This is a genomic window from Faecalibacterium prausnitzii (assembly GCF_049532945.1).
In the GTDB taxonomy this organism is placed as follows: Bacteria; Bacillota; Clostridia; order Oscillospirales; family Ruminococcaceae; genus Faecalibacterium; species Faecalibacterium prausnitzii_N.
The window spans coordinates 218,682-232,022 of the sequence record NZ_CP186691.1; the positions used below are offsets into that span (position 1 = coordinate 218,682).

Sequence of the window (13,341 nt, forward strand, 5' to 3'; positions counted from 1 at the left end):
GTATACTCCATCGTCATTTTAATCTTTTTTAGTATACCACACTTTTTCCCCGCTGAAAAGAGAAATGCAACGCTCAGAACATCCGCAGCATCGGCTGGAGTTGCCGCCCTGCAGCGCCGCTTCCAGCGCGGCGGGCAGCAGCGAAAGATCGGCCTTCAGGCTCTGCGGCTTTTCCAACGGGTCATCCTGCCCGTAGGGCACAAAATAGTAATGCTTGCGTTGGTAGAGCCGGGCCATGTTCTCCCACGATGCGCCCAGCCCGTCGTTTGTGGAAACGCCCACCACCACCGGGCATCCCACCCGCAGCAGGCTCTTTGCCGCCAGCGTCACCGGCGTATCGGAAATGCCTGCCGCCAGCCGTGCCAGCGTGGCCCCGGTGCAGGGCGCGATCACCAGCGCCTCAGCCAGACGCTTCGGCCCCAGCGGTTCCACCGCCTGCAGGCTGTCCAGCACCGGATGCCCGGTCAGCTGCTCCAGCCGCTCTTTCCATTCCGACGCCCGCCCGAAGCGGGTGTCCAGCCGGGACGCTGCAAAGCTCATGATGGGCAGCAGCTCCCAGCCCTGCCGCACCAGCTGCTCTGCCTGCGCGGCTGCCGCGCCCAGCGTACAGAAGCTCCCGCAGACCGCAAATGCGGCTCTGCCCCGATGTTGCGTGTTCATGCACTCCCCTCCCGTTCCCGCAGGATCTCACAGACCGTCTGCGCCACAAATTCGCCCGCCGTCTCCGGTGCGCAGGCCGCTGGCAGACTCAGCGCATGGAGCGCCGTCAGCCCCAGCCGCCGGGCGGCCGCAAAATCGGTGCCGCCGGGGCGGGACGCCAGATCCACGATCAGGCTGCCGGGCCGCAGAGCCGCCAGCACCGGCTCGGTCAGCACCGGGGCCGGGATGGTGTTCACCACCGTATCAAAGGCCGGGGCCACCCCGGCCAGTGCCGCCAGCGGGACGCTGTGCAGCCCCAGACTTTCGGCCAGCGCCCGCTGCGCCGGGCGGCGGGCCGCAATGGTCACGTCGGCCCCCAGTGCCGCCAGCCGCGCCCCCAGCGCCTGCCCCACCGGGCCAAAGCCGGTCACCAGCACCCCGCTGCCCCAGAGCGTCCGCTTCCGCTGACGGAGCAGGATGGCGAGACAGCCCTCTGCCGTCGGGATGGCGTTCCGGATGGTCAGCTCCTCCCGCGCAAAGTAATCCACCAGCTCCACGCCAGCTTCCTGTGCGATGGTCTTTGCCTGAACTGAGAGCCTGCCGCCCAGTGCCACCGCACCGGGCTTTGCGGCCCGCAGCAGCTCTGCCAGCGGGGTGCGGGCCGCATCCAGCGGCAGAGGCAGCAAAATATAATCCGCAAGGGCCACCTGTTCTGCCCCGCAGACGGTGTATCCTGCCCGTGCCAGCGCCCGGCCCGCTGCCGCCTGCCGCGCGTCGCCGCCGATCACCGCAATCTGCTTTCGTCCTTCCATGCCCGGCTCCCCCTCTCCAAGGTCTGTGTCAGCCTATGCCGGGCCGGGCACCGATGTGACTGCAAACGCAAAAGGCCCCGGAGCGAGGCCGCATGGCTCGCTCCGGGGCAGGAGTGTGATTCAATGATTCGTTTGGTGCAGTTCAGGGTGTTTCAATCTTATTGCAATGCCCAAGTTAAAAGGTATCGTTCGAAGTTATGCGATCTTCTGGGTGGGGACCTTCATGACAACGATGGTATAAACGCTGCCGCCAACCGTTGCATCTGCAAAGCCAACGCCAACCACGGCATCCTTCACTTCACGGCCCACCTGTGCGGTGATGTCAAAATGGCTTGTTGCGTTTTCATCAATAACCTGCAGGTCAACCATGTCCTTGTTGGTCTGGTAGTATTTGCTGCCGAAGGAAACGCTCTTCACATAGCTGACCTCGTAGATATTGGTATCGTCCTTGCCCACCAGGATGTTCTTCACGTCGTCAGACTTCAGCACGGTCACGATCTCAGCCTGGGTCTTTGCCTTTTCTGCGACCTTCTTTGCGATCGTCTCAGCCTTTGCATCCATTTCCTTGTCGGCCTTGAACTCCTTATAGTTCTTAAAACTCGGATCGACCATCGAAGTGTAAGTCAATTGGTCGTTCATCTGCTTGATGAGTTCTTTCCCATTCAGAGAAGTACCGCAGCCGGTCAGGACTGCCAGTGCCATAACGCCAGCGAGCGCAACAGCCATGAGCTTTTTGAACATTTTCATAATCGTATCCTCCAAAATAGTTTCACACTGCACCCATACGAGTGATGGTCTTTCCATGCACCCGATTTGTTGGCTTTATATTACCATTTTGTCACAATTTATTCAATAGGTTATTTTATTTTTGTATTAAATCACAATTCCAGGGCCGCAGAATTGGAGATTCCGGCAAAAAAAACGCCAAACAAAGAGCCATCCCCACGGCGCAGGAATCGCACCGTGAGAATGGCTCTTTCCGATAGGTTATCGTTTCAGGAGAAGAAACTTGCTCACACGCACATCAGTGGATGAACACAGGACCCAGCGGGTTGGTGATGGGGCTGACGTAGCCGCCCAGCAGCTTGGGGATCGCCAGGCTGATGTCGGGGATGAAGGTCAGCAGCAGCAGTGCAACGAACATGCACAGGTAGAACGGCAGGGTCGCCTTGACGACCTTTTCCATCGGGCGCTTTGCAACGGCAGAGCCGATGAACAGCACAGCGCCGACAGGAGGAGTCAGCAGGCCAATGCCGCAGTTCAGAACCACGATGATACCGAACTGGATGGGATCGATGCCGATGGAGGTTGCGATGGGCAGCAGGATGGGAGTAGCGATCAGGATGATGGGAGCCATATCCATGATGCAGCCCAGAACCAAGATGATCAGGTCGATCAGCAGAGCGATGATGTAGGGGTTATCGGTGACGCTGGTGATGGCATTTGCAGCCAGATCCGGCACATGCAGCATGGTCAGGCAGTTGCCGAAGACTGCAGAGGTGGCGATCAGGATCAGCACGATGGACAGAGTGTTCACGCACTCATCCAGTGCATGCCAGACACCCTTCCAGTCCAGACCCTTGTAGACGAACACCGACACGAACAGAGAGTAGATAACTGCAATAGCTGCAGACTCGGTAGCGGTGAACACACCGCCAACAACGCCGAACACAACGATAATAACAGCGGCCAGTGCCCAGATGGAAGTGCCCAGCTGCTTAACGAAGCCCTTGATGCTGAACGGAGAGCCCTTGGGGTAATTCTCCTTGACCGAGATGATGTAGGAACCGATCATCAGGACGATGGCCAGCAGAGCACCGGGCAGATAACCTGCCAGGAACAGGCTGCCGACCGAGATGCCGCCGGCAGTGGTGGCATAAATGACCATGTTGTGGCTCGGAGGAACCAGCAGACCCTCGCAGGAGGAGGTGATGGTAACAGCAGTGGAGAAGTCGGCATCGTAGCCCTGATCGACCATCATGGGGATCATGATGGAGCCGATGGAAGCGGTATCTGCAGATGCAGAACCGGAAATACCGCCGAAGAAGTAGGAAGCAACGATGTTGACCATTGCCATGCCGCCGCGCATCCAGCCCACGCAGGCATCAGCCAGAGCGATCAGCTTTTCAGAAATGCCGCCGGAGCCCATGAGTACGCCCATGGTGATGAAGAACGGCACGGCCATCAGGCTGAAGGAAGAGATGCCCTTGACCATCAGACGGCAGACATCGGTCAGTGCCTGACCCTGCACCATCATGCACAGCACGCTGGAAAGACCAACGGCGTATGCAATGGGGAAACGCAGGAAGATCATTACAAAGAAGCTGACAAGAAGGACAATGATTGCCAGTGTCTGAACTGTCATATTACACTTCCTCCTTTACAAAAATGCTCTTGATGTGGTTGTACAGTGCCTCGATCTCGAAGATGATCATGGCAACACCGGCCAGCGGCACCGGGAAGTACATCCAGAAGCGGCTCAGCCAGGGCATGGACACGTAGAAGCCGCGGCCGCCCAGAGTGGTGGCATAGTTCCAGCCGACCACCATCATGATGACACCCAGAATGCACACGGCAAGATCGGCCAGAATATCCAGCACCTTGACGGCGATTTTGGGCAGATACACGTCAAACGCAGTCATGCGGATATGGGCACCGCGGCGGATGGCCAGAGCAGCACTCAGCACGGCCATGTAGCTCATACAGGTCAGCACAACCTCTTCCGACCATGCCGGGTCCGGGATGAACGAGACGTAACGACCGATGACCGACATGGTAGTGATGAGGATATCTGCGATCAGCAGCAGCTTGCAGATAAACAGGACCACTTTGTAGGTGATGTCGTACACCGGCTTGATCTTATCCAAAGTGGTAAAGATTTTCGGCATATGAATTCCTCCATATAAAAAGCCCGGCAGGTCTGCGGGCGTATCCCGTAGTCCCCCGCCGGGCTATATACTATCTCAGAACAGGAAAGGCTTTTTCAATTATGCCTTCATGTCCAGCAGCTGCTGATACAGCTCAGCCTGATCGGAGGTGTTCTCGCTGATGACCTTCTGGCAAGCTTCCTGCCAAGGTGCCTTATCGGGAACATCCACGACATTGCAGCCGGAGCTCTTCAGCTCATCCAGAACCTTGTTCTCAGCGGTCTCGGACAGGTCTGCATTGAAGGCCTGCGTATCAGCACCGGCCTCCATGATGGCAGCCTGCTGGTTCTCGGTCAGCTTGCCCCATGCGTTATCAGTGATAACAGCCTGAACAGCGCCCAGAGTGTGGCCGTCCAGGATCAGGTTGTTGGCAACCTCGGGGAATGCATTGGACTTGTAGTTTGCGATGGGCTGCTCAGCACCATCCACAACGCCGGTCTGCAGTGCGCTGTACAGCTCACCGAAGGAAACGACGGTGGGGTTAGCGCCCAGACCCTCGACCAGGCCGTTCATGACGGGGTCGTTGGACACGCGCAGCTTCAGGCCCTTGAAATCATCAATGCCGGAAACAGGGTTGACCGTGAAGAAGTGACGGAAGCCCTCTTCGCCGTAGAAGACACCACGAACGGGCAGGCCCAGCTCCTGAGGCTCGTTCAGGAACTCAGGTGCCAGATCGCTGTTGGCGAAGTTCCAGAAGTGTGCGCGGTTCTCGAAGGTGAAGGGGATGGACAGCAACTTGGACTTGTTGCAGCCGTAGCTGGTCAGTGCAAAAGCGGAGATACGGCTCATATCGATGGAGGTAGAACCGCCCAGGATTGCGTCCAGAACGTCGTTCTCAGAACCCAGAACGCCGGAAGCCTGCACGTCGATGACGACGGAACCGCCGGTCAGCTCCTCGACCTTCTCCTTGAAGTGGGTAGCGGTCTGACCAACGATGGTATCCAGCGGGTTGACCTCGGCGTAGACCAGAGTCACCTTGGGATCGTTTGCAGCAGCAGTAGCATCACCAGCAGCAGAAGCTGCGGTGGAAGCGGCGGTGGAACCGGCGGCAGAGGATGCAGTGGAGCTGGAAGAGCCGCCACATGCGGTCAGGGCAGCAGCTGCGGTAGCTGCACCGGCAGCGGCGAGAAAGCTGCGACGAGTGATCTTTTTCATGGTAAAACCCTCCTGAAATATATTCTTCTGTTTTCTTCCGGCAGCATCCTCCTGCACAGGTGCGGTGCTGTCGTTCATTCACTGTTCATACTTTAGCAAAATTTCTTGGTCAGAACAAGGGCTTCCAAAAAATATCCTGTTTTTCGAAAAAATGTGAAAACAACTTCTGTGCATCCTGCACAAATAAGAATCCCAGCCTTTGGGCATACCTGCCAACGGCTGGGATTCTTCCTGATATTTTTAACTGTTCTGAATACGGGCGATCAGCTCCGACTGGTCCGCATACTGATCGTACAGAGGCTGGACTGCAGCGCGGAATTTCTGTTTTTCCTCACTGGAAAGCTCGGTGACTACAATGCCGCGGGCCAGCATCTCCTGTTCCGCACCCTCCTCCTGCTCGGCCCAGAGGGTGCGCTCGATCAGCGCCGACTCCCGCGCGCAGCTGCGCAGGATGTCCGGGAACGTCGGGTCCAGCGCGGCCATCTTTTCCATTGCCGGGATGCTGGCCAGCTGGATCTCCGGTACGCGGGTGTGCTCATCCCGCAGGAAGTAAGGTGCCACCTCGTAGTGACCCATGGCTTCGTAGCTGGGCCAGTTGTTCTCTGCGCCATCGATCTCACCGTTGTGCAGGGCGGCATACACCTGACTGTACACCACCTGCACCGGGTCGGCCCCCAGAGCCGAGACCATCATGCTCATGGTGTCGGATTCCTGCACACGGAGCCTCAGCCCCTGCAGCTCGGCCAGACATGTGACCTTCTGCCGGGTGTAGATGCTGCGCACACCGGCATCGAACCAGGAAAGGCCGGTCAGGTCGATCGCATCCAGCCGGGTCAGAAACTCGTCCCCGATGCTTCCGTCCAGCACACGCCACATCTGGCCGGCATCCTGATAGAGGAACGGCAGCTGCAGCACGTTCAGGGCGGGCATGTATTCTGCCAGCTGGCTCAGCGAGACACGGGCAAAGTCGATGCCGCCGAACTGCATCTGCTGGATCACGCTCTGCTCCGCGCCCAGCTCTCCCCCGCTGTACACGGCCACCTTCACCCGGCCTCCGGTCTGCTCTTCCAGCAGGTTCCCAAAGGCCAGCGCCGCCTGCGTAGTAGGATAATCCTCCGGCTGGTTCTCCGCATAGCGCAGCACCAGCTCCGGCTTGTCCGAAGCCGTTTCCTGCTTCTGGCAGGCCCCAAAGCCAAGCATGGCTCCGGCGGCCGCCGCCAGCACCTGCCGCCGGGTAAACGCCCGGCTCACAATGCCGCCTCCTGCTGGTCTTTGGCGGCTTTGGCGGCCTGTTTCCGGTATTGGGTGGGGGTGACACCTGTGCGCTTTTTGAAGGCACGGGCAAAGTAGCTGGCGTCCTCATAGCCGACCATGGAGGCCACCTCCGCCGAGGAGCGGAAGGGGTCATTCAGCAGCTCCTTGGCAGCGTTGATCCGCAGTTCGGTCAGGCAGTCCAGAAAGTTCATCTTCTGGTACTTCTTGAACTGTGCCGAGAGATACGCCGGGCTGATATGCAGGATCTCGCTCACACTGTCCAGCGAGAGGTCGAACATATAGTTATCCTCCAGATACCGCCGCACGTGGGCCATTACAAGGGCGGTCTGCTGGTTCTCGCTTTCCGGGTGGGCGGGTGCCGGAGCCTCCGGGGCGGTGGGAGCTTCCGGCTCCGGCTGCACCGGGGCCAGCGCTTCCAGCTTCCGCTCCGTTTCGATCTGACGGATGGCCTTGCGGATGGAAGCTTCCACTTCGTCCGGGTTCACCGGCTTGAGCAGATAATCGCAGGCACCCAGATGCATGGCCTCGTGGGCGTACTGGAACAGACTGTAGGCCGTGACGAAGACGACCCGGCAGCCGGGCCGTTGGGCCAGCACGGCGCGGGCTGCATCCAGACCGTTCATACCGGGCATCTCAATGTCCATCAAAATGAGGTCCGCTCCCCACAGGATGGCGGTATCAGCAGCCTTGCGGCCATTTTCGGCGGTCTCCAGCACCACCTCATGCTCAAAGCGCCGGGACACCATTTCCACAAGCGCTTCTCGCTCCAGCCGCTCGTCATCCGCAATCAACAGGCGAATCATCATCCAAGTCCTCCTCTTCTGTCAATTCCACAAGGGGCAGATACAGGCTCACCGCCGTGCCCCGCCCTGGGTGTGAGCGCACCTCGAACCGGCAGCGCTTGTCCAGCAGCCGCAGACGTGCCGCCACGTTATACACACCAATGTGCTCCCACCGGTCGCCGGGGGCCGCCAGCCCCGCCTGCAGCCGGGCCAGCTGTTCCGGCTCAATGCCCAGGCCATTGTCACACACGCTGATCCGCAGCAGCCCCTGTTCCCGCAGCGGCGTAATGCGGATGCGCACTGCACCGCCCTCTTCCTTGGGGGCAATCCCATGCTTAAACGCATTTTCCACGATGGGCTGTAAAATAAAGGACGGCACCATAGTCTCGGTCAGGTCAATGGAATCCGAGATGCACCACCGCATCTTCACACGGTCACCAAAGCGGACATGGTAGATGGAGTAATATTCATCCACGATGCGCACCTCACGGGAGAGCGGCACCTGTTCATCGTTGCTCATCAGGCTGTAGCGCAGCAGGTGGCTCAGGGCCGTGATCAGCGCCTGGGTGCGGTAGGCCTTTTCCTGCCCTGCCGTCTGCAAGATGACGTTCAGGGTGTTGAACAGAAAGTGCGGGTCGATCTGGCTGCGCAGCTGCTGCAGCCGGCTGCGCTCCATGCGGTTCTGCAGCTCCAGTGCTTCGGTCTTCTGGCGGTGCAGCTCCCGCTCGATCTCGTTTTTCTCCTGCAGGGTGGTCACCTGCTGGGCCATGGAGTGCTTCATGTGGTTGAAGGCATCCGTCAGCTGGCCCACCTCGTCCTGCCGGGGCACCGGGATGTCCGGGGTCTCCAGCTCCCCCCGGATGATGGCCTGCGATGCCCCGATCATCTCCTGCACCGGGGTCAGCAGCCGCATGAGGGACCATGCCATCACCAGACCCAGCACAAGGCACAGCGCCACCACCACCGTCTGGGCCCACTTGACCCGGCTGCTGAGGGCCGACACCGTGGTGTAGGTGCTCTGTGCGTCGGAGATGGCGGTGTTCAGCAGCTGCTGGGCGTACTGCCGCAGATAGCTGCCGCAGAGCGAGACTTTTTCGTAGTAGAGCTGGGCCGCCGCAGCGTCCTGCCCAGCGGCGATCTCAGCCCGCAACTCCTCCACAAGGGCGGTGTAGCTGTCATAGGTGGTGCAGACGGCACTGTACAGCAGGTACTGCTCCTCACTCACCGTGTCCAGGCTGCCGTTGATGCGCCACAGCCACGCATTGGTAACGGAAAAGGCACTGTCCAGCTCTGCCAGCAGCGCATCGGTGTCGCCGTACTCCCAGCGGTAGTCGTCCAACGCCGTAAGGCTGCGCTCCACCCCGTTCTGAAAGCGACTGATGGCATTGAAGTTGCCCATCTGGTCGTCCAGTTCCCGCAGCACCGTGCCGGACTGGTAAAAGCTCAGAACGATCTGAGCCGCCAGCGCGGCAAAAAATGCCGTCAGACACAGCACCATCCGCTGCTTCAGCGTACTTTGTCGATGCAAGGTTTTCCCCTCCCCGGCTTGTTTTTTGCCCCATAGATGTTTTTATTCTACCACGTTTTGGGCCATTTGTGCAAGATTTCCCTTGCCTGCTGAAAAAGAATATGGTACTATGACTAAAAAGGAGATGCTTGTCTATGTCGCAGCCCATTACGACCTCTGTCACCATGGACGCCGAATCGTTCCAGAAATTCCGTTCCTTCGACCTGTTCCACCACCAAAAGCGCTGGCAGCGGCCCCTGTTGTTCGCTGCCATCCTGCTGGGGTCCTCCGGCATCTGCCTGTCGCAGGTGGGAGTGCGGGAGGGGGCTTCTCTGCTGGCGGTAGTGCTGGCCATGGTGGCGCTGGGGCTCCCGGCAGTGTACTTTTACACCTTCTTCCGGGACCTGCGCACCACTATCCAGAAGCTGGGCCTCCCCCGGCCCTTCTACCGCCTTCAGCTGGACGATGCAGGCCTTTCCGTCTGGATGGCCGGGGAACAGGACAAGCCCCAGCCCAGCCACCAGTACCCGTGGCAGGACCTTCACGTGGCCTACCGCACCCCGGATGCCGTGTACCTTTACGTCCAGCAGACCCAAGCCTACCTTGTCAACGGCGAGGAGCGGGACGCAGTGTGGGACTGCCTGAAGACGCATCTCCCCGCCTCCCGGCTGCGGGACCTGCGATAACGCCGCTTTCCCCCTGCAAACAACAAGCCCCATGGAACCCGGACAGCGTACTGCCGTCCCCGGTCTCATGGGGCTTTTAATAGCAGCCTGAGCGGGCGATAAAATTGCAGAGTTCTCCTTTCCAGAAATATCATTTCACTTTCCGTTGCGCCCGTGGTTCTTTTTTGTAAGCCCCGCGTATGCGGGGAAAAGCCAGACTGCACTGCGTCAATGATGCCCTTAATGGGATCACCCCCGCGTATGCGGGGAAAAGTCCGTTTCAGCCTGTGCCAGTGCGGTTTGCTTGGGATCACCCCCGCGTATGCGGGGAAAAGTAGTCCATCATGCTGCGGAAGTTGGCGTTGCAGGGATCACCCCCGCATGTGCGGGGAAAAGTTTGAGAGCAAGTCCACCCTGTACCACTACCTGGGATCACCCCCGCGTATGCGGGGAAAAGTCTGTAACGGTGATGGCACCGTCCTGCCGGCCAAGGGTACAGTGTTCCAGATACAAAAAGGTCATCCGGTCTTTCACCTGCGGCAGTGCCTGCAGGTCCGGCCGGATCATGCCCGGCATCTCGTCCATCTCAGTTTCCTCCGCGCATGACGGTCATCAGGCCAAGGCCGTAGGCCTTGCCGCGTCCCATGCCCTGACACAGCAGTGCCCGGAACTGCTCTGGGTCGGTCACCCGCAAAACGCCCTCGTAGGTCACTGCCAGCAGGGTCACAGGCCGGATGCCATGCTTGGCAAAGTGCTGCCACTGCACCCGGGTCACAGTAAATTCCTCTTCCCGCAAAGCAAAGCCATGCTTCGCGGCGCGGTCCAGCAGCCACTGCTTCTGATACTTTGTCGAGCAGTGCGCCGCCACAGTTCCCCGCTCTGCGGGTGCCTTGGGGTCTTTGCAGCATTTGGTGGGGTTTGCGGTCAGCCGGAACTGCCAGCTGCTGCCCGGCTCCACCCGCTGCAAAAGCGGGTCGTAGCTGCGGGTCTCCGCAGCCGCTCCGGTGCCAAACTGCTCCACCACGCCGGACAGCTCTGGCGCATCTTCGCTGAGCAGCAGCAGATACAACCGCTCTCCCAGACGATCCAACCGCCACAGTCTGCGGCGGCGCTCCCCTGCAAAAGCGCTTTCCACTGCGCCATGCAGTTTTTGCGGTGCCGACAGCGCAGCCATGGTGCTGCGGCGGGTGGGATCTAGTTCTACCCGTGATAAATACATTCTCTCGCCCCCTTTTTACAATTCCCGGAATGGATCGTGCTCCATAGTCTCCGGGCTGTCCAGCACTTTCTGCCAAAGCTCCCGTACCGAGCGGTAGCCGTACTGCCGATGATGCGGGTCAAAGCTCACCGGCACATCCCGCTGCGGAGCCGTGCCCGGCTCCAGCGGGTCGGCGTCCAACAAGATCCGGCTCTGCCGTCCCGGACACAGGGGCGGTTCCGTTTGCAGCACCTCCTGCAAGCTGCCCGGGCGTACTCCCAGACAGAGCGGCAGGGTAGGCGGGCAGCAGCGGCGGCCGAGATACAGCGGAAACGCCGGGTGCAGCAGCGCCTGCTGCAGCTGCTGCAAAAGGGCGGCATCCTCGCTTTCAATACCGGCCAGAAACACGGCGTCCTGCAAATAATGGCGGTAGGTCACATAAGAGGTCTTTTCATCCTGCGTCTTTGCCGTGTGGTAGTCCACCAGCAGCTGCCCTTCCCGCTCCACGCGGACGCCGAACCGCAGCCCGGTCAATCGGAGCAGTGCTTCGCGCTCGTCCCGCCGCAGCCCCAGAGCTGCCGCCAAAAGGCCGATCACGCCGCTCTTGGTGGGTTCACGGCCCGTCTTGCGGGTCTCAAATTTAGAGTCTGCGCCCCACGCCTGCAAAGGCGCTGCCAGCCGAAGCAACAGCGTTGCCATTACCCCACCTCATTTCCGGCAAGTGCATCCCGGACAGCCTTTTCCAGTGCGTCCAGCATCGCCTTTGCCGTCTGCGCCGGAGCCAGTTCCTCCAGCCCGCTGCCCACGGTAAAGCTTTGCGCCGGGGCCTCGGCAAAGCTGCTGTACATCTGCTGCGCATACTGTGCCAGTGCCGCCTTGGAAGGCGCGGCATACCCCTGCGCACTGCGGGGCACGGCCCGCTCGAATGCGCCGCACAGGTTCACCGGCTGATCCTCCCGCAGGGTCACATATACCGCATCCGGCAGAGTGCGGTTTGCAAAGGTGTTCTGCTTGCCGGTGGGCATGGAGAAGAGGAACGCCTCACCAAAAGCCCGCACCGTTTCCGCGGCCTGCGCTGCACCCAGCTGCCCGGCCAGCTCCATCACGTTCACTGTGGCATAGCGGTACAGGGTGGAGGAGTTGTACTCCACCGTGCCCAGATGGCCTGCACCGGCGTTGTCCTCTGCCTGACAGTCATCCACGGCGGTAAAGTAATCGTACTCGTTCTGCACAGCATGAGTGGAGATACTGTGTGCCACCTGCGCAGCGGCGTCATAGTTCAGAGAAGGGTCATCTGCCACCATACGGCCAAACAGCGCCATGTCCATCGAGGGCGCCGCTTTCAGGGCATCCCGATACTGCTTTTTATCCGCAGAGCCCTCCACAGCCAGCTCTGCCAATGCCTTTGCCTGCGCAGTGCTCATGAAGAACAGCGCCTTGGTGCCCTTATCGTCGCTCTTGATGCCCGCATTCTCCAGCGCTTTTTTTGCCAGCTTGTCCGCATCCAGTTCCGGGGCCAGTGCAAGGATCTGCGCCTTCACCAGTTCTGCGGCCTTTTTAGTGCGCTTGCCCACGTCCAGCCGGGCGTTCTCCGCAAAGGCAGCGCGCATGGCGTGCTTCCACGCCTGTGAGGAAACTCTGGCGCGGAGCACACCGCCGTACACTGCCGTTTTTGGGCTGCCGGTATCATCCCGGTTGATGCAGCTGGGCGGGACGGTCTGCAAAATGTGGAAATCAACATACAGGCGCTTATTCATGATCAATTCTCCTTTTCTTTCTCATCCGGTGCAGGCTTCGGGTCGCGGTACAGGTCCTGTCCCCACCGTAGACGAACATTGGCGGGGGTCTGCGCATATCGCGGGTCGGTGCATTGCAATTCATACAAGTCTGCCGCAAGCTGCGGATAGTCCAGCGGGATGCCGCCATCCTTTGCCGCGCTCAGCAGCTGGATCATGCCCCGCAGATGGTAGCTGATCTCGGTAATTTCTTCTGCGGTGGCCAGCGCATTGAACCGCCGGAGCACACTGGCCTCGGTCCAGTCCTGTCCGGCACTGTTCCGCTCTGCCAGCTGCCGCACCGCACGCCCCAGCGTGTTGCCGGGGCAGTTCATAAGGCGGTCGTTCCCCTGCTGATGCATAGCATACAGGGTCAGGGCGAGGTAGACCGCCCACTCTGCCGCCGAGGGAGCACTGCGGCCCTGAAAGCTTTCCGGCATTTCCAGCAAAAAACTTCCCCACAGTTCCGGCAGCTCGCCGGGTGCGTGGCCGATGCCCCGACGCAGCTTTGCCAGTTCTGCCCGCCGCTGGTTGTCCGGCAGAGCCTGAAGCCTGTGCAGCTGCTGCGCCGCATACAGTTTGACGTCCTGTGTTTTCATACAATTC

The 13,341-nt window shown here is 60.0% G+C and carries 14 protein-coding genes and 1 pseudogene; 1 reads left to right on the forward strand and 14 read right to left on the reverse strand.

Features of this window, described 5'->3' with window-relative positions; translation table 11 throughout:
* Window positions 1-73: 73 nt before the first annotated feature.
* The 9 genes and pseudogenes from ACNQFG_RS01025 to ACNQFG_RS01065 form a co-directional block, all read right to left on the reverse strand.
* Window positions 74-660, reverse strand: a pseudogene (locus tag ACNQFG_RS01025) (dipicolinate synthase subunit B).
* Window positions 657-1,451, reverse strand: coding sequence for a dipicolinate synthase subunit DpsA (locus ACNQFG_RS01030; protein WP_423405682.1), 795 nt, complete (start codon window positions 1,449-1,451; stop codon window positions 657-659). The pseudogene ACNQFG_RS01025 and the gene ACNQFG_RS01030 overlap by 4 nt, the downstream one beginning before the upstream one ends.
* Before the next feature lie 195 nt (window positions 1,452-1,646).
* A complete protein-coding gene (locus ACNQFG_RS01035; RefSeq protein ID WP_097791565.1) occupies window positions 1,647-2,198 on the reverse strand; it encodes a hypothetical protein in 552 nt (183 codons plus the stop codon).
* A 277-nt stretch (window positions 2,199-2,475) separates the two neighbouring features.
* Window positions 2,476-3,816: a TRAP transporter large permease gene (locus ACNQFG_RS01040; protein WP_005937207.1), complete on the reverse strand. Its 1,341-nt coding sequence runs from the start codon at window positions 3,814-3,816 to the stop codon at window positions 2,476-2,478.
* Window position 3,817: 1 nt separating this feature from the next.
* A complete protein-coding gene (locus ACNQFG_RS01045; protein WP_005937205.1) occupies window positions 3,818-4,339 on the reverse strand; it encodes a TRAP transporter small permease in 522 nt (173 codons plus the stop codon).
* A gap of 99 nt (window positions 4,340-4,438) precedes the next feature.
* Window positions 4,439-5,533, reverse strand: a complete 1,095-nt coding sequence (locus ACNQFG_RS01050) for a TRAP transporter substrate-binding protein (protein ID WP_423405683.1) — start codon at window positions 5,531-5,533, stop codon at window positions 4,439-4,441.
* 240 nt (window positions 5,534-5,773) lie between these two features.
* Window positions 5,774-6,784 carry a TRAP transporter substrate-binding protein gene (locus ACNQFG_RS01055; protein WP_423405684.1) on the reverse strand — a complete coding sequence of 337 codons (1,011 nt, stop codon included), beginning with the start codon at window positions 6,782-6,784 and terminating at the stop codon, window positions 5,774-5,776.
* Window positions 6,781-7,614, reverse strand: a complete 834-nt coding sequence (locus ACNQFG_RS01060) for a response regulator transcription factor (protein ID WP_423405685.1) — start codon at window positions 7,612-7,614, stop codon at window positions 6,781-6,783. Before ACNQFG_RS01060 ends, ACNQFG_RS01055 begins: the two co-directional genes overlap by 4 nt.
* Complete coding sequence (locus ACNQFG_RS01065; protein ID WP_423405686.1) at window positions 7,586-9,118, reverse strand: histidine kinase; 1,533 nt, start codon at window positions 9,116-9,118, stop codon at window positions 7,586-7,588. The genes ACNQFG_RS01060 and ACNQFG_RS01065 overlap by 29 nt, the downstream gene beginning before the upstream one ends.
* A gap of 134 nt (window positions 9,119-9,252) precedes the next feature.
* On the opposite strand from ACNQFG_RS01065, the gene ACNQFG_RS01070 reads away from it, so the two are divergent.
* Window positions 9,253-9,783 carry a YcxB family protein gene (locus tag ACNQFG_RS01070; protein ID WP_423405687.1) on the forward strand — a complete coding sequence of 177 codons (531 nt, stop codon included), beginning with the start codon at window positions 9,253-9,255 and terminating at the stop codon, window positions 9,781-9,783.
* 411 nt (window positions 9,784-10,194) lie between these two features.
* Here ACNQFG_RS01070 and ACNQFG_RS01075 read toward each other — a convergent pair whose 3' ends face one another.
* Genes ACNQFG_RS01075 through casB form a run of 5 tightly spaced genes read right to left on the reverse strand, consistent with a single transcriptional unit; the run spans window position 10,195 to window position 13,334 of the window.
* Window positions 10,195-10,347 (reverse strand): hypothetical protein, encoded by a 153-nt coding sequence (locus ACNQFG_RS01075; protein ID WP_423405688.1) that lies wholly within the window; start codon window positions 10,345-10,347, stop codon window positions 10,195-10,197.
* A 1-nt stretch (window position 10,348) separates the two neighbouring features.
* Window positions 10,349-10,981, reverse strand: a complete 633-nt coding sequence (gene cas6e, locus ACNQFG_RS01080; protein WP_423405689.1) for a type I-E CRISPR-associated protein Cas6/Cse3/CasE — start codon at window positions 10,979-10,981, stop codon at window positions 10,349-10,351.
* A gap of 15 nt (window positions 10,982-10,996) precedes the next feature.
* The gene (gene cas5e, locus ACNQFG_RS01085; RefSeq protein ID WP_423405690.1) at window positions 10,997-11,659 is read right to left on the reverse strand and encodes a type I-E CRISPR-associated protein Cas5/CasD; all 663 of its coding nucleotides are present in this window, start codon (window positions 11,657-11,659) and stop codon (window positions 10,997-10,999) included.
* A complete protein-coding gene (gene cas7e, locus ACNQFG_RS01090; protein WP_412375881.1) occupies window positions 11,659-12,717 on the reverse strand; it encodes a type I-E CRISPR-associated protein Cas7/Cse4/CasC in 1,059 nt (352 codons plus the stop codon). Before cas7e ends, cas5e begins: the two co-directional genes overlap by 1 nt.
* 2 nt (window positions 12,718-12,719) lie before the next feature.
* Window positions 12,720-13,334 carry a type I-E CRISPR-associated protein Cse2/CasB gene (casB, locus tag ACNQFG_RS01095; protein WP_423405691.1) on the reverse strand — a complete coding sequence of 205 codons (615 nt, stop codon included), beginning with the start codon at window positions 13,332-13,334 and terminating at the stop codon, window positions 12,720-12,722.
* Window positions 13,335-13,341: the final 7 nt, after the last annotated feature.

Bases quoted from the DNA above. Each gene is read 5' to 3' on its own strand.
- ACNQFG_RS01030 (WP_423405682.1), bottom strand. From the start codon at position 1,451: ATGGAAGGACGAAAGCAGATTGCGGTGATCGGCGGCGACGCGCGGCAG.
- ACNQFG_RS01035 (WP_097791565.1), bottom strand. From the start codon at position 2,198: ATGAAAATGTTCAAAAAGCTCATGGCTGTTGCGCTCGCTGGCGTTATG.
- ACNQFG_RS01040 (WP_005937207.1), bottom strand. From the start codon at position 3,816: ATGACAGTTCAGACACTGGCAATCATTGTCCTTCTTGTCAGCTTCTTT.
- ACNQFG_RS01045 (WP_005937205.1), bottom strand. From the start codon at position 4,339: ATGCCGAAAATCTTTACCACTTTGGATAAGATCAAGCCGGTGTACGAC.
- ACNQFG_RS01050 (WP_423405683.1), bottom strand. From the start codon at position 5,533: ATGAAAAAGATCACTCGTCGCAGCTTTCTCGCCGCTGCCGGTGCAGCT.
- ACNQFG_RS01060 (WP_423405685.1), bottom strand. From the start codon at position 7,614: ATGATGATTCGCCTGTTGATTGCGGATGACGAGCGGCTGGAGCGAGAA.
- ACNQFG_RS01070 (WP_423405687.1), top strand. From the start codon at position 9,253: ATGTCGCAGCCCATTACGACCTCTGTCACCATGGACGCCGAATCGTTC.
- ACNQFG_RS01075 (WP_423405688.1), bottom strand. From the start codon at position 10,347: ATGGACGAGATGCCGGGCATGATCCGGCCGGACCTGCAGGCACTGCCG.
- cas6e (WP_423405689.1), bottom strand. From the start codon at position 10,981: ATGTATTTATCACGGGTAGAACTAGATCCCACCCGCCGCAGCACCATG.
- cas5e (WP_423405690.1), bottom strand. From the start codon at position 11,659: ATGGCAACGCTGTTGCTTCGGCTGGCAGCGCCTTTGCAGGCGTGGGGC.
- cas7e (WP_412375881.1), bottom strand. From the start codon at position 12,717: ATGAATAAGCGCCTGTATGTTGATTTCCACATTTTGCAGACCGTCCCG.
- casB (WP_423405691.1), bottom strand. From the start codon at position 13,334: ATGAAAACACAGGACGTCAAACTGTATGCGGCGCAGCAGCTGCACAGG.